Here is a 26,257-nt window from a genome sequence, read left to right as displayed (position 1 = left end):
AGTTAGTGGCTTTAGCATATTTTAAGTATGTTTACAACCTATTTTTCTTGTTAGTTCGTATTTATGAAAAGAATTCTTTTCTTAGGCTTTATTATTATTGCTTTTGGTTCCTGCGATTTTTCAAAATATCAGCTTCAGGACGATTATGATTTTACCACTCGTTTTGAAATTTCTAATGGAGCTGAAACCGATACTTATCCCAAAGTCATACAGTTTTATAGAGATCTTGCAAAAGTTTACCCCTCTGTACAATTAAAAACATTTGATACTACCGACAGCGGAGAACCTCTACACCTGGCCATTTTCAATCCAGATGCGCAATTCGATATTGCAAAAATCAAAGAGAACAAAAGCATTTTATTGATTCTCAATGGTATTCATCCCGGAGAAAGTGATGGTATCGATGCCACAATGATGATGTTTCGGGATATGGCTCAGGATTCGGTAAAAATCCCAGAGAATGTGGTTATTGCGACTATACCGGTTTATAATATTGGTGGGGCTTTAAACCGAAACTCATTTTCAAGAACTAATCAAAACGGACCACAAGTTTACGGATTTAGAGGTAACGCCCGTAACTACGATCTAAATCGTGATTTTGCCAAAGCCGACACTAAAAATGCACGAGCTTTTTATAAAATTTACCATTATCTGGACCCCGAAGTTTTTATTGATAATCATGTTAGTAATGGTGCAGACTATCAATACGTATTAACACATCTATTTACTCAACACAACAGGCTTGGTGGGGATATTGGTAAATATCTGGACGAAACCATGATGCCAGCTTTGGAAGATTCCCTAAAATCGAAAAAGCTTGAAATTACACCTTATGTAAATGTTTTTAATGAGGTTCCCGAAAACGGATTTTCTCAATTCGCCGATTATCCTCGGTATTCTACAGGCTACACCACGCTTTGGAATACCCTTGGAATGATGGTAGAAACCCACATGCTAAAACCTTATGATAAACGTGTTTGGGGAACCTATGAGTTGATGCGCTCTATGGTAGCTATTACCGACAATCAGTCCGAAAAAATAAAAGAATTAAGAGCTGCAGAAAAGAAAAAGTATCTTACTAAACGCTGGTATCCTATACATTATAAGCCAGATATGGATGATCCAAGCATACGTGAGTTTAAAGGATATGAAGGAGAGATGATCCCCAGTGATCTTACCGGTGGTGAACGCTTAAAATACGATCGTAATAAACCTTTCACAAAAGACATCGAATACTTTAACAATTTTGTTGCTGAGGACCGGATAGATATCCCAAGGGCTTATGTAATTCCGCAAGGCTGGTGGAATGTTATTGATTTGCTGAAGCTAAACAATATTAAAATGGAAGCTTTTGAAAAAGATACCACCTTATACGTACAGCAATATAAAATAGAAAATTACGAAACCGGAAATACTGCTTACGAAGGACATTATATGCACAGTAAAACTGAAGTTTCTGCAAGTATGGATTCTATACGATTTCGAAAAGGAGATTATTACGTAAGTACTTTTCAGGACGGGGTTCGCTATTTGATTGAAATGTTAGAGCCAGCTGCCGAAGATTCTTTCTTTAACTGGAATTATTTTGACACTGTACTTCAGCAAAAAGAACATTTTTCACCTTACGTTTTTGAAGATATTGCTAAAGACCTATTGGCAAGAAACTCAGAGTTAAAAGCCTCTTTTGAAGAAAAGAAAACAAAGGATCCGGATTTTGCCAAAAGCTGGTATGCGCAATTAGATTGGATTCATAAACATTCTAAATATTACGAAAGTGCGCATTTACGCTACCCAATTTTTAGGCTTCCACGCTAGTATTTTTTGGAACAGTAATATTGTCTTCCTCGAATAATAATTTAATATTGGCATAAGAATTTTTAAGGGCTTTTTCTGCTTTTTCAGGATTTTTCCATTTTACCTTTTCAATGCCTTCTTTTTCCTGGGGAATCAATTCCCCTTCATAATCACTGCTCATATTATACCAATATGTTTCCTTAAGGCGATATTTGCCTTTTCGCTTGAAAACATGGAAGGTAATTCTTAAAAAGCCGGTAATTTGTAGCCCCGTAATAGCAGTTTCTTCAGCAACTTCCCGGATTGCACATTCTTCTATAGTTTCGTCTTTCTCTATTTTTCCTTTAGGCAAATCCCATTTTTTATTTCGATAAATAAAAAGGATTTCACCGTTGCTATTATAAACCTTACCGCCTCCAGCTACAACTACTTTTATTTTCTTTCGCAGCAATTTTAAAAGCTTCTCTTCCTTCCTATGATAAAGATTTACATGAGTAATTTTTCCTTTTATAATCTTTCGAATTAAACGTTTTAATCGTACGGTTTTGATGGAATAGGTTTTATATTCGCCTCCCAGATCTTTTTTTGTAGAAAGAATTATCGGGGTATCATTCACAAAAACTTTATACATTTGTAGTATGATTTTAAATAAAGAAACAGCAATAAAAACTGCTGAAGTATTATTGCAAATTAAAGCAATTAAATTAGAACCACAAGAGCCTTTTACATGGGCTAGCGGGTGGAAGTCTCCTATTTACTGTGACAATCGTATCGTGTTATCTTATCCTTTGATTAGAAACTTTATACGTGAAAATTTTGCTAAACAGGTGGAAGAGATTTATGGAAAACCAGATGTTATCGCTGCTGTAGCTACCGGCGCTATTGGTATTGGTATGTTGGTTGCAGAATACCTAAGTCTTCCTTTTGTATACGTAAGACCTGAGGCAAAATCTCACGGAAGAAAAAACCAAATTGAAGGAAATCTTGAACCTGGACAAACCGTTGTAGTCATCGAAGATTTAATAAGTACGGGTGGGAGCAGCTTAAACGCTGTTAAAGCATTACGAGACAGCGGCGCCAACGTAAAAGGTATGTTAGCAATATTTTCTTACGGATTTGATATTGCCAAAGAGAATATTAAAAATGCAGATCTTGATGTACATACATTAAGTAATTACGATTATTTAATCGATACCGCACAACGCACAAGTTACATTAAAGAATCTGAAGTAGAACTATTAAAAAGCTGGAGAAAAGATCCGGCAAAATGGATCCCGGAATCATGAATTTAGAAAGCCCAAAAGTAACTGCGAGTAAAAGTCAGCAGGAAATGTATAAATTCCTGACCAATGTTGAGAACTACGAGCAAATTATGCCCAATAGCAAAGAGAAGTTTGAGGTTTTATCTTCAGAAAAATTTCTTTTTCAGCTAAAGGGAATGCCAGAGATCGTTCTTAAAATTGTAAATACAGACGAACCTAATCTGGTGGTTTTAGGATCAGGTTCTGATAAATTTCCTTTTACCCTTAGCATTCATATTAATGAGGCTGATACAGGAAGTGAAGTTCAGTTTTTATTTCATGGTGAATTTAATGCGATGATGGCGATGATGGTAAAAAGTCCGTTGCAAAAATTCATCAACAATTTAAGTGAAAATATTTCGAAATTATAAATTTCGAAAATCATTAATCTCTTGGCTAGCCGACATAGTATAAACCGGAAAACCTCTTGACAATTTCGAGGTACTCTACAATCATTGTAATCTGAGTATTCTCCATTGTAAGAAGCCAATAAATAATAAAAGCTGTTTTAAAATTTGATATTTTAAAACAGCTTTTATTTTAATACATAAGTTTTACTTCTTTTAAATCGAAAGTTTTAAATACAGCATCTTCAATTTCAATATTTAAAAGCCCGTTAGTAGTCACTCCACGTATAATCCCGTTAAAATATTCTCCATTTGGGTATTGAAACGCAGCAACAACGTCTTTTTTAAACATTAATGCCGCATATTCTTCTAAAATAAAAGTTTCTTTCTCTTTAGAAAGTGCTTTTAAGCGAGCAGAAAGTTCGTCTAAGATTGCTTTTAAAATTTCATCTAAATTAAAATGAGTTCCGGTTAGCAATTTTAAGGAAGAAGCCTGTTTTAAATCTCCAAAGTCATCCTGATTTACATTTAGGCCGATCCCGACAATGCTAGCCGCGATGTCAGACTTTTTCAGAATATTTTCAATTAATATACCGCCAACTTTAAAGTTTCCTGACATTATGTCGTTAGGCCATTTTACACTTAATTTAGGGATATAAAACTTACGTAGTATATTTACTACCGATAAAGAAACCACTGCACTCAATAAAAAACGATGATTAATTGTTAGTTCAACTTTAGGATAAAGTAAGCTGAATGTTAGATTTTTGCCTTCCGCTACATTCCAAACAGCACCTCTTTGCCCCTTACCTTTTGTTTGAAAACGGGCAGAAACACAAACCGGTTCGAAGCTAGAATTACCCGTGTAATACTGCTTTACGAAGTCGTTTGTAGAGGGGATGGCATCAACTTTGATTATACGCATATTAGAATAATGAAAAGATTGTCGCTAAATGTTGTGTTAAGTAGGTCTATAAAAAGCCAAAAAAACATAACTTTGCGTAAATAAATAAATTTAATGACGAAAAAAGAAACAAACAGCGATCAACTTATAGCACATATCATTAAGGGAATTGAAGACGTAAAAGGAAATGATATAGATATCCTCGATTTAAGAGCGATTGATAATACAGTTTGTGATTATTTTGTTATCTGCAACGGTACTTCTAACACTCAGGTTAACGCCATCGTTAATTCCGTTCAAAAATCAGTTAGTAAATCTTTAAAAGATAAGCCCTGGCATATCGAAGGTAGTGAGAATGCTGAATGGGTTTTAATGGACTATGTGAACGTTGTTGTTCATGTATTCCAGAAGCATATTAGAGAGTTTTACGACATCGAAAGTCTTTGGGGGGATGCTAAAATAACCTCTATCGAGACAAAGTATTAATTATTTAGAAGAAAGAAAGACCAATAATGGCGAAACAGCAATCAAATAAAAAATTAGATCCTAAAAAACCTAAGTTTAGTGCATACTGGATATATGCCCTCATCATTTTAATCTTTTTAGGAATCAACTTTTTTGGCGGAAGTGGATTTGGCGAGCCCGCTAAAATCACCCCTTCAGACTATATGAAATATCTTTCTGAAGGTGACGTCAAAAAAACCGAGGTCATCAATGAAAGGGTGGCCCGTGTTTACCTTACAAGTGAAGCGAAAGAAAAAGCCGTGCATAAAAAATCTGGTGATAGTGACTTTTTGAGTACCGGCACCTCTCCAGATTACAGTTTTAATATTGGTAGTTTGGAAAAATTTCAAACTGACGTTGAAGACATCGAAAAAGAAAACAATGTAAAGGCCAATCTAACTTTTGAAAATGAACAAAATTATTTAGGTGAAATTTTAATTACCCTCCTACCTTTTGTGCTTATCATTGGTATCTGGATATTTATCATGAGAAAAATGAGTTCTGGTGGTGCTGGTGGCGCTGGTGGACAGATCTTCAATATTGGTAAATCTAAAGCCAAATTATTCGATCAGAATACCGATGTAAAAACTTCTTTTAAAAATGTAGCTGGTCTTGAAGGAGCAAAAGAAGAAGTTCAGGAAATAGTAGATTTCTTAAAACAACCCGAAAAATACACCAGCCTTGGTGGTAAAATTCCGAAAGGAGCTTTACTTGTAGGTCCTCCGGGAACTGGTAAAACCCTATTAGCTAAAGCTGTTGCAGGTGAAGCGAAAGTTCCTTTCTTTTCATTATCAGGATCAGATTTCGTAGAAATGTTTGTAGGAGTTGGTGCATCAAGGGTAAGAGACTTGTTTAAACAGGCTAAAGAAAAATCACCGTCGATTATTTTTATCGATGAGATCGATGCTATTGGTCGTGCCCGTGGTAAGAGCAATTTCTCTGGCTCTAACGATGAACGTGAAAATACCTTAAACCAGTTGCTTACCGAAATGGATGGTTTTGGAACGAACACTAATGTAATCGTAATTGCTGCAACCAACCGTGCAGATGTGCTGGATAAAGCCCTAATGCGTGCTGGTCGTTTTGACAGACAGATTTATGTAGATCTACCTGACCTTAATGAAAGACGGGAAATTTTTGAAGTTCATTTAAAGCCACTTAAAAAAGTAGCTGACGAACTGGATACTGAATTTCTTGCTAAACAAACTCCGGGATTCTCTGGAGCAGATATTGCCAACGTATGTAACGAAGCAGCACTTATTGCCGCTAGAAAAGGAAACAAGGCAGTTGGCAAACAGGATTTCTTAGATGCAGTAGATCGTATTGTTGGAGGTCTCGAAAAGAAAAATAAAATCATCACTCCAGATGAGAAAAAAGCCATTGCTTTTCATGAAGCTGGACACGCTACGGTAAGTTGGATGCTAGAGCATGCCGCACCGTTGGTAAAAGTAACAATCGTACCACGTGGACAATCCTTAGGAGCTGCATGGTATTTACCGGAAGAGCGTTTAATCGTTAGACCAGAACAAATGCTGGATGAAATGTGTGCTGCTCTTGGAGGACGTGCTGCCGAAAAAGTTATTTTCGATAAAATATCTACAGGAGCGCTAAGTGATCTTGAGAAAGTAACCAAACAGGCAAAAGCTATGGTTACCATTTATGGTCTTAACGATAAGGTAGGAAACTTAACCTATTACGATTCTTCTGGACAGAGTGAATATAACTTCACTAAGCCTTACAGTGAGAAAACTTCTGAGCTTATTGATAAAGAAATTTCAAATTTAATCGAAAGTCAATATCAAAGAGCAATAGCTCTTCTTACAGAAAATAAGGATAAGCTTACACAACTGGCTGAAATCTTATTAGATAAAGAAGTTATCTTTAAAGACGATTTACAAAACATCTTTGGTGAGCGTCCTTTTGCTAAAAAAGAAAGTCACCTAAGCGAGGTTAGGGAAAGCGAAGAATCAGCTCCTTCAACTTCCAATCCAAGCAATGCACCTAAAGGATCAGAAAGCGAAGATTTAAAAGGTAACGCTTCTCTAGACAAATAATATTTGGACTAATGCTAAAAAATCTTAATTTACGTAATCGTTAAATTAAGATTTTTTACCTTTGGTTAAAATGATATTTCGAACCACACCCAAAACTATATGAATCTATTTAGGAGATTCTTAAACCCTAACAAGTCCAAATCAGACAAAAATCAGGAAAATATACCTGATAATGCTGATCGTGGGAAGTATATGCCTGAAGTAAAACTTCCTACAGACGAGCGTTTTATGCTTAATTTTAAAAACAATGGGGGAAAATTTTTGTATTGTGAAGATGAAGAAGAAGTACAGGAAGCATTTGATAATATTTTATTGGAAAATGACTGGTACGAAAAACAATGCTGTTGCTTTGATGAAAATCTAAAAAGTAAATTTGATAGTTTCAATCTGGATTTTAATTCTTCAGCAGGGGCCCCATTTTTTCTATCTACTTGTGAATATCTGGTAGCTAATGATGGGTCTATTTTAATTTCTAGCAACCAGATTAAAGAAAGAAAATTAAGAGAATTACCATCAGACTTTATAATTTTATCTTCTACAAGTCAGCTTATTGATACCATCGGAGAAGGATTACGAGGTATAAAGTTTAAGAATAAACAGCGTATTCCATCAAACATTACAACGATTAAAAACTTTGAACCACAGAAAGAAAGTGATTTTATGAGCTACGGTAGCAGTAGTAAAAATTTATATTTACTTCTTCTGGAAGATCTTTAATATTTTATGAGGGAAGCGATTATAAGAACCGTATCAGGGCTACTTTATATTTCTATTCTAGTAGCATCTATCCTTTCCTCAGAATTAATTTTCATAGGCCTTTTTTACATTTTAGGGCTTATCTGCCTAATCGAAATGCAAAAACTTTTACACCTTAAAAGTTATGCATTATATGTGGTACAGGCCTTACTTTTTTATCTGTTCAGTTTTCTTAAATTTGACCAAAATGCAACGCTCCTTTTACTGGCGGTAACCATATTTGTAAATTTATTTCTTGTAAAAGATCTGCTCGTTATTCGTAAAATCCCGGTTTTTGAAAAGAAAAAATATATTATCATTATATTTTACCTTATTTCTTCGGTAATTTTTCTAACTCTAATTCCAACCATTGAGGGCGAATTTAAACCAAAGCTCGTTGTAGGAATTTTCGGATTAATTTGGACTAACGATACTTTTGCTTATATTATAGGTAAAAACTTTGGTAAGCGTAAATTATTTGAAAGAATTTCACCAAACAAAACTATAGAAGGATTTATAGGCGGCATAATTTTCACTGCTATCGTGAGTTATTTCATCTCGATTTATACCGATTTTTTAAGCTATAAAGACTGGATAGGTTTGGCCTTTTTTATTAGCATTTTTGGAACTTTAGGTGATCTTATCCAATCAAAATTTAAACGACAGGCAGGAGTTAAAGACAGCGGAAATCTGATGCCTGGACACGGAGGCTTGTTTGATAGACTTGATAGTATTATTTTTGCTGCCCCTTTTATATATGCTTACTTATACCTTTTAAATTATGTTTCATAAAGAAGGATACAAAATCATGGCTATTACCGCAGTTTCACTGTTGGTAATAAATATTGGATCTTACTCGTTAATTAACCAGTATTGGGTAAAGTTTGCCATCCTTTTGGCTTCCATTGTCCTTTTTATTCTTATCGTTCAATTTTTCAGAAACCCCTCAAGGCAGACCACGCTTAATAACGATCATGTTGTTGCCCCTGTAGATGGTAAGGTAGTAGCTATAGAAGAAGTTTTTGAAAAAGAATATTTTCAGGAAAAAAAATTACAGATAAGCATTTTTATGTCTCCCCTAAATGTGCATGTAACCAGACATCCTATAGGCGGCATTGTAAAATATAGCAAATATCATCCAGGAAAATTTTTAGTTGCCTGGCATCCAAAATCGAGTGAAGAAAATGAAAGAACCACTGTTGTGGTAGAAAATGATGTAACAGGACCTATACTTTATCGTCAAATAGCAGGAGCTTTAGCGAAGCGTATTGTAAATTACGCCGAAGAGGGTAAAGAAGTGGTACAGGGAAGCGATAGCGGATTTATAAAATTTGGATCGCGTGTAGACGTATTCTTGCCCATTGGCACTCCGGTTAAAGTTTCATTAAATGAAAAAGTAAAAGGCGGAATAACCGTTATTGCTGAAGTTTAATTTTATTTTTTAGTTATGCCTGAAAAGACCAGGGAGCGCTTTTTAAAAGCCTACGAAATAGCCAGCAAAACAGACAAAAAATTCCCTCCAGATATCCTGCTGCATTTTTATTCCTATTATAAAAGAGCAACTGAACAAAATGGATTTTACATTCCTCCTTCTGAAAGTGGTGATCTTCGTAGCGCATTTAAAGTGAATGCACTGATACAGGTTAAAAACCTAAGTAGACAAGAAGCCGAAGAAAAATACATCGAACTCGTAGAGCAACACATCGGTAAAGTTCCAGAATAAAAGTTTCTATCTTTCTAAGTTCAAAGTATAAAGTATAAAGTTGAAGTTGAAAGTTGAAAGTGCTGTAATCCAATTCAGAAATCTTTGGATTTTTAAAAACCTATTAGCTTTCCGTAAAAATTTTGGCAGTTTTTAATTTTCTAAAACTCTTCATTTTATTTGATCCTTATTGTATTTGCCTTTGTGATATTAGCTGGTGTTTTAGTGATAAACTTTGCCAAAACAATATTCCGACCTTTTTTGGAAGTAGGGATTTCTTCTAAAATCAATTTCAAAATATCGGCTTTATCAAGTTTGCAAATAGCATAATCTAAATCTAATACCTCTTCATCTATTTGAACCACAATGGGATTCTCTGTATCTGTTTGCTCTAAAATAAAATCTTTTATTAGGGGATATATTCAGGCTGATAATCATCTTTATAACTTATAATTATTTTACCATCAAAGTTAACATTATGAAGCTTAAAAGCTTCCTTATTTATATCAACGCTCCGGATTTCATCAGGATTTAGTGTACGATACATCGACAGATCCCCTATAAATTCCTCTTCTATATATAAAGCTACCCGCTCTTCTTTATCTATTTCACTTAAATGGTTTACAACCTCCAATTTAGAATCTTCAGAATACTTTTTTATTAAATGGTTTAGTTCCTGGCCAAAAAGCACAGAACTTGCAAAAAAGAACAGTCCAATATTCAATAATTTCAGCATAAAAATATTTTCCAATAAAAACAGTAAGAGTTACTGCTCGATATTCTTAATAACCTTACAGGGATTCCCTGCAGCAAAAACGTTTTCCGGAATATTTTTGGTCACGACGCTACCCGCTCCAATTACCGCACGACTGCCAATTTTTACGCCTGGACAAATCGTAACATTTCCTCCAACCCATACATCATCACCAATTTCAATAGCTTTAGAAAACTCAAGCATCGAAGCGCGTTCTTTAGCATTCAGTGGATGAGAGGCTGTGTAGATTTGCACATTGGGACCAAACATGCTTCTGGAACCAATTTTCACTTCCATTCCGTCCAAAATCACACAGTTAAAATTAAAATAAACTCCTTTGCCCGTTTTAATATTATAACCGTAATCACAATAAAACGGGGGCTGGATAAACAATCCTTTGCCGCCTTCAGGAATCAGTTTCTTAAGAACCGACTTTAAATTTTCTGGCTGATCTTCTGGGCAATTATTGTAGTTCTTCAATAATTCCCGCGCTAATAATCGCTCGTTCGTCAGCTCTTTATCTCCGGCAAAATACAACTCTCCAGCAAGCATTTTTTCTTTCTCTGTTTTCATAGTTTCAGTATTAACTCACCTGAATTTCGACTACAAAACCTTCATGCGCCCTTACATTAAAAACAGTACCATCTTCAAATAACAAATACTGCCCTTTTACCCCTGTTAATTTCCCTTGATAAAACGGTGATTTTGTAAGATTCAAGGTCTTTATTTTTTTAGGAAATTGCTTTACTGGAAATTTAATTTCCGTTTCTTTTCGGTCCGCCAAATAGTAAGCTTTTGCTTCTTCGGGAATAAAACCTTTTAATTTTTCACGCTCTTCTTCAAGATTCAAATCCAATATATCATTGGTAAGCATTTTACGCCAGTTAGTTTTATCAGAAACATGATCTTTAAGAGCGACCTCGGTAATTCCTGCTAAATAACGGTTAGGCAGTTCAGCAATCTCTATGGCTTCGTGCGCACCCTGATCGATCCATCTGGTAGGTACCTGCGTTTTGCGCGTCACCCCTACTTTTACGTTGCTAGAATTCGCTAAATATACGATGTGAGGTTGCAATTGTACACTTTTCTCAAATTCCAGATCACGATCTTCCTGGTCTAAATGTGCCTTACTTAATTCGGGTTTCATAATCCAATCACCTGCCTGCGGAATCGAACTAAAACAATCATAACAATAGCCCTGACGAAAAATCTTCTTTTGCTGTCCACAATTTAAACATTGAAAACGCAAAAAATTAAGACTGATCGTTTTATCTAAAAGCTGATTAAGATTTAAAAAATCGTTTTCAAAATCAAGATAATACTCAACCTGATCAAGCAGTTCGGTTTTCATTTTGGTAAGCACTCCTTCGTATCTCATAGCTTTTTCGTATATTTTTAACTGATGCCTTTTTGCAGGCTTCAAAGTTTCGATTATTTTTAACCGACCAACCAAAAAGCTCTGCCAAGAGTTGATAAATATATAATAAATAAATGCCAATTCCATTAGTAAATTCCATTGCTTCCTGGTTCTTAAAGAAGCGTATCCATCAGATGGAATTATTTATAAAATACCCTAACGAGGTACAGGAAGAATTATTAAAAGGACTTATTAATAAAGCCAGAAATACTGAAATTGGCAGAAAATATAACTTTTCTGAAATAAAAAATTATCGGGATTTTGCCACTCGCGTACCCGTTCATTGCTATGAGAATTATTACGAGGCTATCGAAAGAAGTCGGCAGGGTGAAACCAATATCTTTTGGCCCACCCCTATAAAATGGTTTGCAAAGTCTAGTGGAACCACCAATGCTAAAAGTAAGTTTATCCCTGTGAGTGAAGATTCGCTGGAAGATTGCCATTATGCTGCTGGCAAAGACTTACTTTGCATATACTTAAACAATAATCCGGGATCACAATTATTTACAGGAAAGAGTCTTCGCCTTGGAGGAAGTAAGGAAATTTACAAAGAAAATGGCACCAGCTTTGGCGATCTGTCTGCCATCCTAATCGATAATATGCCTTTTTGGGCTGAATTTAGCAGTACTCCCAGTAATGAGGTATCCTTAATGCACGATTGGGAAACCAAGATGGGAGCTATTGTTAGAGAAACCATACAGGAAAATGTCACCAGCCTTGCCGGAGTACCTTCCTGGATGTTGGTCTTATTAAATAATGTATTAGAACATACCGGTAAAGAAAGTATTTTTGAAATTTGGAGAAATATCGAAGTATATTTTCATGGCGGGGTAAGTTTTGATCCTTATGCGGTACAATATCAAAAAATACTGCCCAATGAGGATTTTAGATATTATGAAATTTATAATGCTTCGGAAGGTTTTTTTGCCTGCCAGGATCTAAACGACCATAAGGAAATGCTCTTGATGCTGGACTACGGGATTTTTTATGAATTTATCCCGATGGATAGCTACGGAAGTGAAGCCGAGAAACTAATTCCTTTATCTGAAGTTGAAATTGGTAAAAATTACGCCATCGTTATTACCACCAATGCAGGCTTATGGCGTTATAAAGTGGGCGATACCGTAAGATTTACTTCTATCAGTCCGTACCGCATTAAAGTTTCAGGAAGGACCAAACACCATATCAATGTATTTGGGGAAGAATTAATCGTTGAAAATGCTGAAGCGGCACTTAAAAAAGCATCACTAACCAACAATTGCGAAATTGTAGATTATACGGCTGCGCCTGTTTTTATGGAAGGTAAAGAAAAAGGAGCACACGAATGGATTATTGAATTTAAGCATCCGCCAAAATCGATGGAAGAATTTAACGCCGATCTAGATTTAGCCTTACAACAGGTAAACAGCGATTATGAAGCAAAACGTTATTTGAATATGACACTTAACGCTCCTAAAATTCATATTGCCAGAGAGAAATTATTTCATGATTGGTTAAAAAAGAACGGAAAACTTGGTGGCCAGCACAAAATTCCAAGATTATCCAATTCCCGGGACTATGTCGAGGAATTATTAGGAATGATGTAGTCGATTTATTTAAAACCTTTGCGCTAATCAATTTCCGTCATTTCGAGCGAGGAACGAGTCGAGAAATCTATTTAGGTCGTATCGAGATGTCTCCATTTCGCTACCCTTCAGTCGAAATGACGAAAGGGTTGAAAGTTATTTCAAAATTCTTAATCGCTATTTGAATATGAAATCTAGAAACCTTATTACCACTATTTAAAAACAAATACCCAAAAACCGGCATTCTGAAAATCAAAATACCGGTTGGGTTTATATAAAATAGATGTCAATCGAAATCTTTGGTGATTTTTTCAACCACCGCGATAGTTTTATCCAGATCTTCGTAACTTAAGGCATCACTAATAAACCAGGTTTCAAATGCGCTCGGTGCGATATAAATTCCGTTTTCTAGCATTCTGTGAAAAAATGTGTTGAACTTTCCACTTCTGGCAGCTTCCGCAGAAGAAGCAAAATCAGTTACCGGATCTTCAGAAAAATGCACGGAGATCATTGAACCAACTCGGTTTATCGTATGCTTTACACCATTTGCCTTCAAGACTTTCTCCATTCCTTCATGAAGATATTCGGTTTTTTTATCAATACTATTAAATATTTCAGGATTCTCAGACAACTCGATTAACATTGCTAATCCAGCAGCCATTGCTAAAGGATTTCCGCTTAAGGTTCCGGCCTGATATACCGGTCCAACCGGCGCCAGGTAATCCATAATTTCATTTCTGGCAGCAAAAGCCCCCACCGGTAAACCACCACCGATAACCTTTCCAAAACATACAATATCGGCATGGATTCCTAATCGCTCCTGTACGCCTCCAGCGGCCAATCTAAACCCACTCATTACCTCATCAAAAATCAGTAATATCCCGGTTTCATCACATAATTGTCGCAGGCCTTCCAAAAATCCTGATGCCGGAGGAATACATCCCATATTTCCTGGCACAGGTTCTACGATAATACAGGCTATTTCATCCTTATTTTGATCTACGATCTGTTTTACCCCATTAAGATCATTATAGGCCGCAAGCAAGGTATCCTTGGCAGTTCCCTGGGTCACTCCCGGGCTATTTGGTGTTCCAAAAGTCATAGCTCCACTCCCCGCCTGAATTAAAAACGAGTCGCTATGCCCATGATAACAACCCGCAAACTTGATGATCTTTTCCTTTCCCGTAAATCCTCTGGCCAATCGTACCGCACTCATACATGCTTCGGTTCCTGAGTTTACCATTCTAATCTTATCGATATTTGGCACCATCTTCACGGCTAACTCGGCAATTTTGGTTTCAATTTCTGTTGGAGTTCCAAAAGAGGTTCCTTTTTGGGCTCTGTCGATTACCGCATCCACTACCGGCTTATGGGCATGACCAAGAATCATTGGCCCCCAGGAATTAATATAATCGATGAGTTTATTTCCATCTTCATCATAAATATAAGCTCCTTCTGCTCTTTCAATAAAAACAGGATCTCCGCCTACGGCTTTAAAAGCTCTTACCGGTGAGTTTACACCTCCGGGAATCACTTTTTTAGCTTCAGCAAATAAGGCACTACTTCTTTGATAAATCATATCTTATATTTTTATCGTCTTTCTTTTACTAATAAGGTTTGACCAATATCAATATTGGTCCCGTTTAAATTATTTAATCGCTTAATTTCTTCAACAGATGTATTATAGCGTTTTGAAATAGAATACAACGTATCTCCTTTCTTTACGATGTAACTATCGCCTTTAGCTTCAAAAGTAGTGGTATAACTTGGTGAAGGACGCTCTAAAACATCGGCATCGTAGCGATACAGTTCGTAACGTTCAATAAGCTCTATCAATTTTTGTGGATATCGGCGATCTGTAGCATAACCGGCCTGGCGTAATCCTTTAGCCCATCCTTTGTAATCATCTTGATCCAAATCAAAAAGTCCGGCATAACGCCGACGTTCAGCTAAAAACAAGGAGTGATCCCTAAAAGAATATTTTGGATGTTTATATTTTCTAAAACATTCCTGATTACGATCGTCATCATGATAGATTTTTTCTCCCTGCCAGTCGTGACACTTAATTCCAAAATGATTATTAGCCTGCTGTGCTAACCTTCCTTTTCCAGAACCCGATTCCAAAATCCCCTGTGCTAAAGTGATACTTGCCGGCACTCTGTATAATCTCATTTCGTGTTGAGCAACTGGTGCATAATCTGCAATATAATTTTCTACTGTAAAATCATAGGTTCTAACTGGCATCGTTTCAGCGTCTACCACTTCAGCCGGAGTTTCACTATTTCTATTTGCCTGATTGCGGTTATTGATCACCGCTTCGTTTCTATCTTTTCGGTTTTTACGTGTGGTTACCTTTTTTTTACTTCCACAGGAAGCCATAAAAAGTGCAAAAACGATCAATATTAAATAAGGCTTTAACCTCATATTACTCAATTATTAAACTCATTTTCTTTTTCTCCAATCGGCGGTTCATCCCAGCTATTCCTTGCAAACCGCCTGTATGCACCGCTAAAATACGGGATTTTTCAGGAATTCGTTTTTTTTTGATCATCTCAAAAATTCCAAACATCATTTTGCCCGTGTAGATGGGATCTAGCTGAATTCCACACTCCGCTTTAAATTCATTTATAAAACTGATCAACTCTTCATTTATTTTAGCATAACCTCCAAAATGATCATCGCTAACGAGTGTCCAGTTCTTTTTACTACTGAAATGACTAATTTCATCTTTTAAAAAATCTCCTTTTAAAGCTGAAAATACCAAAACACTTTGATTTTGTCCTGAAGCATTTATTAAACCCGAAGCCGTTCCTCCAGTACCTGCCGAAACGCAAATAATATCGAATTCTTTATCTTCTTCACTTAAAATCTCTTCACATCCTGCTATGGCAAGCTGGTTCGTTCCGCCTTCAGGAACCAGATAAAAATCACCAAATTCAGCATGCAGAGATTCAATAAATTTAGGATCATTTTTTCTACGGTAATTTTCTCGCGACACAAAATGAAACTTCATTCCGCTATCTGAAGAAAATTTTAAAGTAGGATTTGACTGTAGTGTTTGTTGAAGGTCTATCCCAAGTTCTTCGCCCCTAATAACACCAATTGTTGGAATACCATATAACTTTCCGGCTGCTGCAGTAGCCGCAATATGATTAGAAAACGCCCCTCCAAATGTCAGAATTTGTGATTTTTGAAGCTTTTTTGCTTCCAGCACGTTATATTTAAGCTTTCTAAATTTATTCCCGGAAACTTCAGGATGCAGCAAATCTTCTCGCTTCAACCAGACTTCAATATTTTGTTTTTCAAACTTTTTGATAAAGTCGTTTCGTGAAAAAACAGGCTCATTTTTATGGAATATCAAATTGATGTTTTCCGCAGCGTTCATACTGCAAAGATGAGAAAGGCTAAAATCGCTACAAAGAAATTAACGATAATATTTTAGAAAGCTAAAAGCCTTTCTTGACTTTAAATAGTCTTCATCTTTTTCATTACTGTAGGCTTCAACTTCAAAACTTATATTTCGATAAGCCGCCATTGCATTTTTATATTTTATCCATCGAAAAATAAATTCCGCAGCATACAAAACATAAAAGAAAACAACTAAAAGCTCTAATTGTTGCCGCAAGTGTATTTTTTCATGATTCAGCAGCAACTCATCTTGCTTATAGGCTGAGTTTTTCACAAAGATTACCGGCCAGATGGTAACGGCAATAAAGTTTTTGCCTAAAATATGTTTGTTGACCAAAACCATAATCTTCAATATAAGAATTGTAATTTTGTTTTTATGAGTTTTCCACGAAAAAGAATACCGCTTGAAGAAGGCGATTATTATTTAACGCCAGAAGGTTATCGATGTTTCACCGAGCAATATCATCTTAAGCGCGGCTATTGTTGCGAGAGTGGTTGCCGACATTGTCCCTATGGTTACGATAAAAAAACGAATACCCAATAAAAAATTATAAGAATCATAAACCGCACAAAAATGACGTTTAAGGAACAGCTATTACAGGGAATTCCCAATGAACTTCCAGAACCTACACCACTGGATCCTGAAATTAACCACGCCCCTAAACGTAAAGCAATTTTAAATCCTGAAGAGAAAAAGCTGGCATTACAAAATGCACTTCGTTATTTTAAACCAGAGCATCATAAAACCTTACTGCCAGAATTCAGGCAGGAACTAGAAGATTTTGGTCGCATTTATATGTATCGTTTTAAACCTGATTATAAAATGTATGCCCGTGCCATTGATGAATATCCCGGCAAGAGCACTCAGGCTAAAGCGATCATGCTAATGATCCAAAACAACCTGGATCATAACGTCGCACAGCATTCAGACGAATTAATCACATATGGCGGGAACGGTGCGGTCTTTCAGAACTGGGCACAGTATCTTTTAACCATGCAATACCTGGCTATTATGGAAGATGATCAAACGCTGGCGATGTACTCTGGACACCCTATGGGTTTATTTCCAAGTAATGAAAATGCTCCACGAGTGGTTGTCACCAACGGAATGATGATTCCTAATTATTCGCAACCCGACGATTGGGAGAAGTTCAATGCACTTGGCGTAACGCAATACGGACAAATGACGGCAGGAAGCTATATGTATATTGGTCCGCAGGGAATTGTTCACGGCACCACAATCACTGTTTTAAACGCCGGAAGAAAGATTGCTAAAAAGAACGAAGATCTCTCTGGGAAGCTTTTTGTAACCTCTGGACTTGGCGGTATGAGCGGCGCACAACCCAAAGCAGGCAACATTGCCGGTTGTGTTACTATTTGCGCAGAAGTAAATGAAAAAGCGATTAAAACCAGGCATAGCCAGGCTTGGGTAGATGAAGTAATTACGGATATTCGCCTGCTGGCCGAAAGAGTTTCGAAAGCGAAGAAGGATAAAGAAGTAGTCTCGATTGCTTACCACGGTAATATTGTAGAAATCTGGGAATATTTTGCTGAAAACGATATTTATATCGATTTGGGCAGTGACCAGACGTCTTTACACAATCCCTGGGCCGGCGGCTATTACCCCGTAACACTTTCTTTTGAAGAAGCTAAAGAAATGATGGCCAATAATCCCGAACAGTTTAAAACTGAAGTTCAGGAAAGTTTACGACGACAAACTACTGCCATTAATAAACATACTGCAAAAGGCACTTATTTTTTTGATTATGGCAATGCATTTTTACTGGAGGCCTCTCGTGCCGGGGCTGATATATTAGCCAAAAATGGTGATTTTAGATATCCTAGCTATGTTCAGGATATTATGGGCCCCATGTGCTTTGATTATGGTTTTGGTCCCTTTAGATGGGTTTGTGCCAGTGGTAAAGAGGAAGACCTGGCTAAAACCGATAAGATTGCTACTGAAGTTTTAGAACGACTAAAACAGGAGTCACCAGCTGAAATCCAACAGCAGCTGGAAGACAATATTCGCTGGATAAAAGGCGCACAACAAAATAAACTGGTGGTAGGATCTAAAGCCAGGATTCTTTATGCCGATGCTATAGGTCGTATTGAAATTGCAAAAGCTTTTAATAAAGCAATTGAAAACAATGACATTGGCCCGGTAATTTTAGGACGTGATCATCATGATGTTTCGGGAACCGATTCTCCTTATCGCGAAACCTCTAACATTTATGACGGCTCTCGTTTTACCGCAGATATGGCGATACAAAATGTTATTGGCGATAGCTTTAGAGGTGCTACCTGGGTAAGCATTCATAATGGCGGCGGCGTAGGCTGGGGAGAAGTTATAAATGGAGGATTCGGCATGATTCTTGAAGGTAACAAACAGTCTGAGAAGCGATTAGAATCGATGCTTTTTTGGGATGTAAATAACGGAATAGCCAGAAGATCATGGGCAAGGAATAAAGGAGCAGTTTTCGCTGCTAATCGAGCCATGCAAATAGAACCAAAGCTAAAAGTTACACTCCCCAATATGGTGGATGATTCCCTTTTTTGATATCTTTATTAATCATAAAACATAACACCTATGAAAGTTCTAAAATTTACTCCTGTGTTGATGTTACTGGTGATGTTTGTCACTTCATGTAACACCGTAAGAGTAGCTTCGGATTACGATCGTGAAGCTGATTTTAATTCGTACCACTCTTTTGCATTCTTTAAACCAGGAATTGATAAAGCTGAAATTTCAGATCTTGATAAAAAAAGAATTATGCGTGCTATTGAAGGTACTATGTCTGAAAAAGGATTTGAGAAATCTCAAAGTCCCGATCTTTTAGTAAGTATCTTCACCAAAACCCACGAAAACATTAATATTTACCAACATAATCCGGGATGGGGTTATGGATGGGGATGGTCTCCCTGGTATTGGAATTCAGGATTTAATACGGTAAACAGGACTAGTGATGGTACCTTATATATTGATCTTATAGATGCCAATACTAAAGAATTGGTATGGCAAGGAATGGGAACGGCCGCCCTTGCTGAAAGAGTGAGCAAAAAACAGGAAAGAATTAATGAGATCGTTTCTAAAATTTTAGAAAAATATCCTCCGGGATCTGAAAAATAAAATCACTGGATTTTTAATAATCCATGATAAATTCATGTTTAGCCTTTCACCCGAAAGGCTTTTTTTATTGACATATTTTCTTTAATAACTCTAAATATTTAAAAATTTCGTATATTCATTACTCAAATAAGCCACATAATTATGCTTAATTCAATCGAGTCTAACGAAATACTAGAGCGGTTACCTGTACATCTTCAGCAATACATTAAGCCGCAAAATTATGAAGACTACACTCCCATTAATCAGGCAGTGTGGCGCTATGTAATGCGCATAAATGTGGAATACCTAAGCAGAGTTGCTCATAAATCATATCTGGACGGACTCCAATTAACAGGGATTTCTATAGATCATATCCCAAATATGTATGGGATGAACCGAATCTTAAAAGAAATTGGCTGGGCGGCAGTTGCGGTAGATGGTTTTATTCCGCCAGCTGCTTTTATGGAATTTCAAGCCTACAATGTTTTGGTCATCGCCAGCGATATCAGGCAACTGGAACATATTGAATACACTCCTGCTCCCGATATTATTCACGAAGGTGCCGGCCATGCCCCAATAATTGCTAATCCAGAGTATGCTGAATATTTAAGACGCTTTGGAGAAATTGGCTGTAAGGCGATCTCGAGCGCTCATGATTATGAGGTATATGAAGCAATTCGAAAACTCTCTATTTTAAAAGAAGCTGAAGATACTCCGCCTGAAGAAATCGCTAAAGTTGAAAAACTTGTAGACAAACTTCAGCAAAAAGAAGTAACGCCCAGTGAAATGTCTTTGATAAGAAATTTACACTGGTGGACGGTAGAATATGGTTTAATAGGCACTCCTGAAGATCCTAAGATCTATGGTGCAGGATTATTATCCTCGATTGGAGAAAGTAAATCCTGCTTAACCGAGAAGGTAAAAAAAATACCGTATTCCATTGAGGCCATGCACCAGGAGTTTGATATCACCAAGCCACAACCTCAGCTTTACGTAACACCAGATTTTGCATACTTAAGTTTGGTTTTAGAGGAATTCGCTAATAAAATGGCGCTTAGAAAAGGCGGCTTAAGCGGAGTCAAAAAACTTATCGATTCCAAAGGATTAGGCACCATAGAATTTAGTACCGGTTTACAGGTTTCCGGGAATTTTGAAAACGTGATCGAATTAGAAGGAAAACCTATCTATATTCAAACGAAAGGAAAAACAGCCCTAGCCTATCGCGAAAAAGAACTTGTAGGCCACGGAACAAAATCTCATGCTACAGGTTTTGGATCTCCTATAGGAAAATTAAAAGGCATCAATCTAGCAATCGAAGATATGAGTCCGCGTGACTTAAAAGCATATAACATTTATGAAGGTGAATATACTGAACTAGAATTTGAAGGCGGTATCATTATAAATGGAGAAATTATTACCGGCACGCGCAATCCGCAAGGAAAAATTATTCTTATAAGCTTTAAAAACTGTAGCGTTAAATATTTCGATCAGGTGTTATTTCAACCGGAATGGGGGCGTTACGATATGGCGGTAGGTAAAGAGATCGTTTCGGCTTTTGCCGGGCCGGCAGATCACCATTCTTTTAATTTGATTACGCATAAAACAAGTTCGAAAACCATCAAAACCCAAAAAACTAAAAAAAGAAAAGAATTAGAAGATTTATATGAAGCAGTTCGCAATTTTAGGGAAGGTAAAAATACCAAATATAGTATTCAGGCGGTCTTTGATATTCTGAAAAAAGATCATCAGGAAGATTGGCTGTTAACCACTGAAATTTATGAGCTTGCTTTAGAACATGATCCTAAATTGGCCAAAATCAATAAGGAATATTTAGAAAAACTTCAGCAGAAAAGGCCCAAAATTGCTCATCTCATCGAAGACGGAATTTTAATGGCAGAAACAAAAAGAATCACCAAAACATCAAAACCCTGAGGTCGGTCTCACAAGCTTTTAAAAAGAAAACTTTTCGCAATTTAGATGTATGGGATAGGGAGGGTATAGAGAATAAAAATCCTCAAGAAAGATTAAAGCTTAATATCGCTAAAATCATTTTGAGAGTTTACCGGCATGTCATTATATTCCAAGGTCCAGCCCATGCTATTGGTAAGAATATAGATTTTAGAAAGCTCACTAATTAAGCGGTTTTGTGCATTCGATTTAATACTGGATGCTTCTACTTTTTTCTTTATAGAAGCCGTAACTTTCTTTTTTATGGTATTATAATCTGACGCTTCAAATTGATTAAGGTAATCTTGTGTAACATCGTAATATTGAATGTCAGGATAAATATTAAGTTCTTCTTTTGGAATACTTTTAATGATAACCCGCTTATTTTCCTTGTCGATTTCAGTCTCTAACTTACTAAGATCATAACTTACCGTCACTTTTGCATTCACGACGATAAGCGCTTTTTTTCTTGCTGAAAAAACATCCAGATAAAACTTTTTAGAATCTTTATACGACCAAACCTGAGAAAAATTACCTTCAGTAACTACCAACTTCCCTACATTTTTGATCTGTTCCTGGATAAGCTGAGAATTTTGTGCTAATTGTTCGCGTTCACTTTGTCGATTTTCACAATATCGCACTCCAACAACAGTTAACAAAACTACAGCAGCACCCAGCAGGAACCTTTTCATGTTATAAGGATTAAAAGTTGAGTATTAAAGATAAGGATTTAAAAATAGGAAAGTGTTATAAAAAACTTATGGACGGCCCCACCCGTCCATAAGATTAAAATTTCTAAAATCTACCCCAAACAAATTTTAGAAAAGAAAGTTTAATTAATCATTGTATTCATAAGGCGAATACTTCAATCAATAAATTAGAATTAATTTACACTGTGAATTTACAAATATTTTACAATATTCAAAATAATTATCATACTTTTTTAATGGTAATCAATCAGCAAGCCTTTTTAAATGATAAATTCAAAATTTTATAGAAGGGATTTTCACTTGTAATTTTTCAATTCTAAGACTTAACTTCTCAAGAAATTCGCGGTGTTGTGGGCTATCTTCATTAAATGGCCTATGCTCTAATCCTTTCTGGATGCTATTCACCTCCTTCATTATCGAGAAAACTTCAGGCGCTATCCAACTTTCTTTAAACCTTCCCCAAATATAATCTATGCCAATTTCTGAAAGATGAATCATATCCTTATCATAAAACCGATAATCTCTAAGCTCGTCCATTACAATTTCATAGCTGGGAAAATATTTTGTTTTTTTATCGAATTTCAACTTTAATTCTTTTCGGTATTCGTGTAAAGCCGTGATAAGATTTGCCTTACTTAACTGATTTTCTACAAAACCGTCTTTTAAATGTCGTACCGGTGAAACCGTGAAAATAATTTTAACGTCCTTATTAAGCTTCCAGATGATATTGCATATTTCAGCAAGACTTTTCTTAATCTCTTCTGAAGAAAAAATCTTTTTAGTAAAATTAGATTGCGCGACTTTATGGCAATTCGCTACCAAACGCTCATCCTGATTTAAAATATATCCCCATGCCGTTCCCAATGTGATGATTACATGAGAACTTTCCTGCAAAAATGAACGCGTTGTCTCTAAGGAATTATTTAACCTACTAATCATTAATGCTCGATCTGGATGATTCATTTGCGAATGGACATCAAAACACGAATACAAGTCGTTTAATTGAAAAACATCCCGCTCGGAATATATATAATTTTCATCAATTCTCTGAAAGAGATTTCGTAGGGCAACAGGGTGAAAGATAATCCCAAAGGGATTTTGCAACGCATTAAACTTAAAATACTGCAGTTTATCCCCTATATTTTCCACAAAGCACGACCCAAAAAGTGCGATATTAGCATCGTAGTTGATTTTTGGAGATTGATTGCTAACCGGGACGATTGTTCTAAAATCCATAGCGAAGAAATAAAAAGGCGCATAGAACTATTTCTTCCATACACCCACATTTTCATAATAGAAAGATACTAAATTTATAACCTTCTCTAATAAATATTTATTCGATATATTTTTTAGCTTCCTTTAAAGCCTCTGGGATTCCTGCCGGATTTTTACCCCCTGCAGTCGCGAAGAATGGCTGGCCACCGCCACCTCCCTGGATATATTTACCCAGCTCACGAACTATGGTACCTGCATTTAAATCCTTAGTTTCTACCAGTTCTTTAGAGATATAGCAGGAAAGTAAAGCTTTTCCTTTTTGTTCGGTTCCAAAAAGAAGGAATAAATCATCGATTTCGCCTCCTAATTGAAAAGCCAAATCTTTGATTCCGCCAGCGTCTAAATCTACCTTTTTTGCTAAAAACTGAATTCCGTTAATTTCCTGAATTTCATTTTTGATCTCAGATTTCAGGTTTTTGGTTTTGTCTTTTAATAAAGCTTCTACCTGCTTTTTTAGATCAGCATTTTCGTCCTGTAATCCTGAAATTGCTTTTACCGGATCTTTGGCATTTTTCAACAAACCTTGCACTTCTTCTAAAAGTTCGGTTTGCTTCGTAAAATATTCTTTTACCGCATCACCGGTAATCGCTTCGATTCTGCGAATCCCTGAAGCAACTGCACTTTCCCCGGTAATTTTAAAATACCAGATATCGGCAGTGTTTTTAACATGTGTACCCCCACAAAGTTCCATGGATTCCCCAAAACGGATGGCACGCACGCTATCCCCATACTTTTCACCAAAAAGTGCAATAGCACCCTGATCTAAAGCATGCTGATAGGCAATATTTCGTTGTTCTTCTAATTGTAAACCTTCCTGAATCCTGTCATTTACAAACTGCTCTACTTTTTCTATTTCTTCAGAAGAAAGCTTACTAAAATGACTAAAATCGAATCGCATATAATTAGGCTGCACCATAGAACCCTTTTGCTCTACATGCGTTCCTAAAATATGCCGTAATGCCTGATGCAACAAATGCGTAGCCGTATGATTAGCCGCTGTTTTTGTTCGTGCTGAAGCGTCTACCACCGCAGTAAAGCTGCCAGAAATATTTTGTGGTAATTTCTTTGCAAAATGGATAATCTGGTTGCTTTCCTTTTTAGTATCGATAATACTAATTTTCTCTTCTCCAGATGTTAAATACCCCTTATCACCTACCTGTCCGCCACCTTCCGGATAAAAAGGAGTTTTAGTAAAAACGATCTGATAAAGTGTTCCTTGTTTTTTTGTTTCTACCTTACGGTATTTAGCAATTTTAACCTGGGTTTCTAATTGATCGTAACCTACAAAAGCATCTTCATCAACCTCATTAATTTCTTCCCAATCACCAGAGCTTACCTGTGTAGCTGCCCTGGAACGTTCTTTTTGCTTTTTAAGTTCAGCTTCAAATTCAGCAATATTTAGGCTATAGCCTTTTTCTTTTAAAATAAGCGCAGTTAGATCGATAGGAAAACCAAAAGTATCATATAGTTCAAATGCTTTTACGCCAGAAATCTCTTTATCTTTAGATTGGGTCACTATATTTTCTAACATCACCAATCCCTGCTCTAAAGTTCGAAGAAACGAAAGCTCTTCTTCTTTAATTACATTTTCGATAAGCTGCTGTTGTTTTACCAACTCTGGAAAAGCTTCTCCCATTTGAGACTTCGTACAATCTACTAATTTATAGATAAAAGGCTCTTTGGTATTTAAAAAAGTAAAACCATATCGTATAGCGCGACGTAAAATTCTACGAATTACGTAACCCGCACCCGTATTACTTGGTAATTGCCCATCTGCAATACTAAAGGCAACTGCCCGAACATGATCTGCAATTACCCGAATGGCAATATTGGTTTCTTCAGAGGTACCATAAGATGAGTTGGTAATTTTTTCAATTTCAGTAATAAGCGGTGTAAAAACATCGGTATCATAATTGGATTGTTTACCCTGCATTACCATACATAAACGCTCAAACCCCATCCCGGTATCAATATGCTTGGCCGGTAATTCTTCTAAGGAGCCATCTGCTTTACGGTTAAATTGCATAAAAACCAGATTCCAGATCTCTACTACCTGAGGATGATCTGCATTGACCAGTTCTTTTCCAGGCTTTTCCGCTTTTTCTTCGGGAGAACGGATGTCTACATGAATTTCTGAACAAGGCCCACAGGGTCCCTGATCACCCATTTCCCAAAAGTTATCTTTTTTATTTCCGTAGATAATTCGGTCTTCAGGAACAATCTTTTTCCAAATTTCTAAAGCTTCGGTATCTAAACCTACGCCATCTTCCTCGCTCCCTTCAAAAACCGAAACATAAAGACTATCCTTATCGATTTTAAACTTGTGGGTCAATAATTCCCAGGCCCAGTTAATAGCCTCTTCTTTAAAATAGTCACCAAAACTCCAGTTTCCTAACATCTCAAACATCGTATGATGATAGGTATCGTGCCCCACTTCTTCTAAATCATTATGTTTTCCACTAACGCGAAGACATTTTTGAGAATCGGTTACCCTGGTATTTTTGGGTACAGAATTCCCCAGAAAAAACTCTTTAAACTGCACCATTCCTGCATTAGTAAACATCAGGCTTGGATCGTCCTTAAGAACCATTGGCGCCGATGGTACAATGCTGTGTGATTTTCCTTGAAAAAATTCTAAAAAACTTTTACGAATTTCCTGAGATTTCATGTACTATATTTTCTTGTAAATATTATTAAATTATGCAGGCTATAAAACAATTGCTATCTTTGTTCG

General features: G+C 36.4%; 27 protein-coding genes. 14 read left to right on the top strand and 13 right to left on the bottom strand.

Annotation, left to right across the window (positions count from 1 at the left end; all coding sequences use genetic code 11):
- The first annotated feature begins 63 nt into the window (after window positions 1-63).
- Window positions 64-1,815: a M14 family metallopeptidase gene (locus tag ZPR_RS03915; RefSeq protein ID WP_013070316.1), complete on the top strand. Its 1,752-nt coding sequence runs from the start codon at window positions 64-66 to the stop codon at window positions 1,813-1,815.
- Here ZPR_RS03915 and ZPR_RS03910 read toward each other — a convergent pair.
- The gene (locus tag ZPR_RS03910) at window positions 1,799-2,425 is read right to left on the bottom strand and encodes an NUDIX hydrolase (protein ID WP_013070315.1); all 627 of its coding nucleotides are present in this window, start codon (window positions 2,423-2,425) and stop codon (window positions 1,799-1,801) included. The two genes, ZPR_RS03915 and ZPR_RS03910, sit on opposite strands and share 17 nt — an antisense overlap.
- A gap of 7 nt (window positions 2,426-2,432) precedes the next feature.
- On the opposite strand from ZPR_RS03910, the gene pyrE reads away from it, so the two are divergent.
- Window positions 2,433-3,080, top strand: a complete 648-nt coding sequence (gene pyrE / locus ZPR_RS03905) for an orotate phosphoribosyltransferase (protein WP_013070314.1) — start codon at window positions 2,433-2,435, stop codon at window positions 3,078-3,080.
- Complete coding sequence (locus tag ZPR_RS03900; RefSeq protein ID WP_013070313.1) at window positions 3,077-3,466, top strand: SRPBCC family protein; 390 nt, start codon at window positions 3,077-3,079, stop codon at window positions 3,464-3,466. Before pyrE ends, ZPR_RS03900 begins: the two co-directional genes overlap by 4 nt.
- Before the next feature lie 169 nt (window positions 3,467-3,635).
- Here ZPR_RS03900 and ZPR_RS03895 read toward each other — a convergent pair whose 3' ends face one another.
- Window positions 3,636-4,367 carry a biotin--[acetyl-CoA-carboxylase] ligase gene (locus tag ZPR_RS03895; protein ID WP_013070312.1) on the bottom strand — a complete coding sequence of 244 codons (732 nt, stop codon included), beginning with the start codon at window positions 4,365-4,367 and terminating at the stop codon, window positions 3,636-3,638.
- Between the two features lie 93 nt (window positions 4,368-4,460).
- On the opposite strand from ZPR_RS03895, the gene rsfS reads away from it, so the two are divergent.
- From rsfS to ZPR_RS03865, 6 genes are all read left to right on the top strand, one after another.
- Window positions 4,461-4,832 (top strand): ribosome silencing factor, encoded by a 372-nt coding sequence (rsfS, locus tag ZPR_RS03890; RefSeq protein ID WP_013070311.1) that lies wholly within the window; start codon window positions 4,461-4,463, stop codon window positions 4,830-4,832.
- Between the two features lie 26 nt (window positions 4,833-4,858).
- The gene (gene ftsH, locus ZPR_RS03885) at window positions 4,859-6,904 is read left to right on the top strand and encodes an ATP-dependent zinc metalloprotease FtsH (RefSeq protein ID WP_013070310.1); all 2,046 of its coding nucleotides are present in this window, start codon (window positions 4,859-4,861) and stop codon (window positions 6,902-6,904) included.
- A gap of 99 nt (window positions 6,905-7,003) precedes the next feature.
- Window positions 7,004-7,621 (top strand): LUD domain-containing protein, encoded by a 618-nt coding sequence (locus tag ZPR_RS03880; RefSeq protein WP_013070309.1) that lies wholly within the window; start codon window positions 7,004-7,006, stop codon window positions 7,619-7,621.
- 6 nt (window positions 7,622-7,627) lie between these two features.
- On the top strand, window positions 7,628-8,431 hold the full coding sequence (locus tag ZPR_RS03875; protein ID WP_013070308.1) for a phosphatidate cytidylyltransferase: 804 nt from the start codon (window positions 7,628-7,630) through the stop codon (window positions 8,429-8,431).
- Entirely contained in the window at window positions 8,421-9,071 is a 651-nt protein-coding gene (locus tag ZPR_RS03870; RefSeq protein WP_013070307.1) for a phosphatidylserine decarboxylase family protein, read from the top strand. The genes ZPR_RS03875 and ZPR_RS03870 overlap by 11 nt, the downstream gene beginning before the upstream one ends.
- 15 nt (window positions 9,072-9,086) lie before the next feature.
- Entirely contained in the window at window positions 9,087-9,362 is a 276-nt protein-coding gene (locus tag ZPR_RS03865) for an acyl-CoA-binding protein (protein ID WP_013070306.1), read from the top strand.
- A gap of 155 nt (window positions 9,363-9,517) precedes the next feature.
- Here the strand turns inward: ZPR_RS03865 and ZPR_RS03860 are convergent, their stop codons facing one another.
- From ZPR_RS03860 to ZPR_RS03845, 4 genes are read right to left on the bottom strand one after another with little or no spacing between them, the layout of a single operon-like run.
- The gene (locus ZPR_RS03860; RefSeq protein WP_013070305.1) at window positions 9,518-9,706 is read right to left on the bottom strand and encodes a hypothetical protein; all 189 of its coding nucleotides are present in this window, start codon (window positions 9,704-9,706) and stop codon (window positions 9,518-9,520) included.
- A gap of 44 nt (window positions 9,707-9,750) precedes the next feature.
- Window positions 9,751-10,077, bottom strand: a complete 327-nt coding sequence (locus ZPR_RS03855) for a hypothetical protein (RefSeq protein ID WP_041578657.1) — start codon at window positions 10,075-10,077, stop codon at window positions 9,751-9,753.
- Window positions 10,078-10,107: 30 nt separating this feature from the next.
- Window positions 10,108-10,668, bottom strand: a complete 561-nt coding sequence (locus ZPR_RS03850; RefSeq protein ID WP_013070303.1) for a sugar O-acetyltransferase — start codon at window positions 10,666-10,668, stop codon at window positions 10,108-10,110.
- 10 nt (window positions 10,669-10,678) lie between these two features.
- Window positions 10,679-11,473, bottom strand: a complete 795-nt coding sequence (locus tag ZPR_RS03845) for a DUF2797 domain-containing protein (protein ID WP_041579595.1) — start codon at window positions 11,471-11,473, stop codon at window positions 10,679-10,681.
- 113 nt (window positions 11,474-11,586) lie between these two features.
- Here ZPR_RS03845 and ZPR_RS03840 point away from each other — a divergent pair, with 113 nt between their 5' ends.
- Window positions 11,587-13,098, top strand: coding sequence for a GH3 auxin-responsive promoter family protein (locus tag ZPR_RS03840; protein WP_013070301.1), 1,512 nt, complete (start codon window positions 11,587-11,589; stop codon window positions 13,096-13,098).
- Window positions 13,099-13,363: 265 nt separating this feature from the next.
- Here ZPR_RS03840 and hemL read toward each other — a convergent pair whose 3' ends face one another.
- From hemL to ZPR_RS03820, 4 genes are read right to left on the bottom strand one after another with little or no spacing between them, the layout of a single operon-like run.
- The gene (hemL, locus tag ZPR_RS03835; RefSeq protein ID WP_013070299.1) at window positions 13,364-14,656 is read right to left on the bottom strand and encodes a glutamate-1-semialdehyde 2,1-aminomutase; all 1,293 of its coding nucleotides are present in this window, start codon (window positions 14,654-14,656) and stop codon (window positions 13,364-13,366) included.
- Window positions 14,657-14,667: 11 nt separating this feature from the next.
- The gene (locus ZPR_RS03830) at window positions 14,668-15,501 is read right to left on the bottom strand and encodes a glucosaminidase domain-containing protein (RefSeq protein WP_013070298.1); all 834 of its coding nucleotides are present in this window, start codon (window positions 15,499-15,501) and stop codon (window positions 14,668-14,670) included.
- Between the two features lies 1 nt (window position 15,502).
- Window positions 15,503-16,462, bottom strand: coding sequence for a 1-aminocyclopropane-1-carboxylate deaminase/D-cysteine desulfhydrase (locus ZPR_RS03825; RefSeq protein ID WP_013070297.1), 960 nt, complete (start codon window positions 16,460-16,462; stop codon window positions 15,503-15,505).
- A gap of 39 nt (window positions 16,463-16,501) precedes the next feature.
- The gene (locus ZPR_RS03820) at window positions 16,502-16,828 is read right to left on the bottom strand and encodes a hypothetical protein (RefSeq protein ID WP_013070296.1); all 327 of its coding nucleotides are present in this window, start codon (window positions 16,826-16,828) and stop codon (window positions 16,502-16,504) included.
- Between the two features lie 33 nt (window positions 16,829-16,861).
- On the opposite strand from ZPR_RS03820, the gene ZPR_RS23335 reads away from it, so the two are divergent.
- From ZPR_RS23335 to ZPR_RS03805, 4 genes are all read left to right on the top strand, one after another.
- Window positions 16,862-17,029, top strand: a complete 168-nt coding sequence (locus ZPR_RS23335; RefSeq protein WP_187288257.1) for a C1orf53 family protein — start codon at window positions 16,862-16,864, stop codon at window positions 17,027-17,029.
- A 30-nt stretch (window positions 17,030-17,059) separates the two neighbouring features.
- Complete coding sequence (locus tag ZPR_RS03815) at window positions 17,060-19,042, top strand: urocanate hydratase (protein WP_013070295.1); 1,983 nt, start codon at window positions 17,060-17,062, stop codon at window positions 19,040-19,042.
- 30 nt (window positions 19,043-19,072) lie between these two features.
- On the top strand, window positions 19,073-19,612 hold the full coding sequence (locus ZPR_RS03810) for a DUF4136 domain-containing protein (RefSeq protein ID WP_013070294.1): 540 nt from the start codon (window positions 19,073-19,075) through the stop codon (window positions 19,610-19,612).
- A gap of 141 nt (window positions 19,613-19,753) precedes the next feature.
- Window positions 19,754-21,523 carry an aromatic amino acid hydroxylase gene (locus ZPR_RS03805; RefSeq protein ID WP_013070293.1) on the top strand — a complete coding sequence of 590 codons (1,770 nt, stop codon included), beginning with the start codon at window positions 19,754-19,756 and terminating at the stop codon, window positions 21,521-21,523.
- Between the two features lie 92 nt (window positions 21,524-21,615).
- Here ZPR_RS03805 and ZPR_RS03800 read toward each other — a convergent pair whose 3' ends face one another.
- The 3 genes from ZPR_RS03800 to alaS form a co-directional block, all read right to left on the bottom strand.
- The gene (locus ZPR_RS03800; RefSeq protein ID WP_013070292.1) at window positions 21,616-22,230 is read right to left on the bottom strand and encodes a DUF4230 domain-containing protein; all 615 of its coding nucleotides are present in this window, start codon (window positions 22,228-22,230) and stop codon (window positions 21,616-21,618) included.
- A 291-nt stretch (window positions 22,231-22,521) separates the two neighbouring features.
- A complete protein-coding gene (locus ZPR_RS03795) occupies window positions 22,522-23,484 on the bottom strand; it encodes a GSCFA domain-containing protein (protein ID WP_013070290.1) in 963 nt (320 codons plus the stop codon).
- 97 nt (window positions 23,485-23,581) lie between these two features.
- Entirely contained in the window at window positions 23,582-26,191 is a 2,610-nt protein-coding gene (gene alaS, locus ZPR_RS03790; RefSeq protein WP_013070289.1) for an alanine--tRNA ligase, read from the bottom strand.
- Between the last annotated feature and the right edge of the window lie 66 nt (window positions 26,192-26,257).

The organism is Zunongwangia profunda SM-A87, assembly GCF_000023465.1.
Lineage (GTDB): Bacteria > Bacteroidota > Bacteroidia > Flavobacteriales > Flavobacteriaceae > Zunongwangia > Zunongwangia profunda.
The sequence above is the reverse complement of the archived record's forward strand: the minus strand, read 5'-3'. Positions and strand labels throughout refer to the sequence as shown.